1 protein-coding gene is annotated in these 769 nt (G+C 60.1%); it reads right to left on the bottom strand.

Annotation, left to right across the window (positions count from 1 at the left end; genetic code table 11):
- Nucleotides 1–140 precede the first annotated feature (140 nt).
- Nucleotides 141–611: an IS200/IS605 family transposase gene (gene tnpA / locus ACTQ1E_RS08830; protein WP_441555110.1), complete on the bottom strand. Its 471-nt coding sequence runs from the start codon at nucleotides 609–611 to the stop codon at nucleotides 141–143.
- Between the last annotated feature and the right edge of the window lie 158 nt (nucleotides 612–769).

Here is a 769-nt window from a genome sequence, read left to right as displayed (position 1 = left end):
AAATCAAAACCACCCCTAAAAGGGGTGGTTTGCTCTTAGGGTATAACCCTTGGATTTCCGGCACGCGTCTAAAGGCGCCGGCCCTCACGGGGTTCGGGCCGCACTGCAGATTGACCCGTGGCGGGCCGGTCAAACCGGCGCTATTTACGCCCCGGCCCCCTGCCGAAGGGGTCCTCGTACTCCTTGACGCTCAGCCGGTCGAGCGCGATGTCGGCCTTCTCCTGCTCCCGGATGTACTTCGCGATCGTGGCCTCGTTCAGGCCGACGGTGGACACGTAGTAGCCCTCGGCCCAGAACCTCCTGTTGCCGAACTTGTACTTCATGTTCGCGTGCCTGTCGAATATCATCAGCGAGCTCTTCCCCTTCAGGTAGCCCATCACGCTCGACACGCTGTACTTCGGCGGTATCGCCAGCAGCATGTGGACGTGGTCGGGCATCAGGTGCCCCTCGATGATCTCTATCCCCTTGTACTGGCAGAGCTTCCTGAAGATCTCCCCAAGGTCGGACCTTATTTGGTTGTAGATGACTTTGCGCCTATACTTCGGCGTGAACACGACGTGGTACTTGCACATCCACTTCGTGTGCGACAGGCTGTAGGCCTTCTGGGCCATACGCCACCACCGCCCTCTCGACTCGGATTCCTTGCGGCCTGAACAATCGCAAGTGTCCGGCGAGGGGGCGGCTTTGTAAAGCCGTTTGGCCCCACCCGCATAGCGGGTGGTTTCTGATGCGGCGCGCTGTGCGCCCCGCACAGGCTAAAGCCTTTAAA

Origin of the sequence: Collinsella sp. LCP21S3_C7 (assembly GCF_052118485.1) — a bacterium.
Classification (GTDB): Bacteria; Actinomycetota; Coriobacteriia; order Coriobacteriales; family Coriobacteriaceae; genus Collinsella.
Note: the sequence above shows the minus strand (reverse complement) of the source record. Positions and strands in the feature narration are given on the sequence as shown.

What these genes read in the sequence shown, in the direction of transcription:
- tnpA (WP_441555110.1), bottom strand. Translation starts at nt 611, where the DNA reads ATGGCCCAGAAGGCCTACAGCCTGTCGCACACGAAGTGGATGTGCAAG.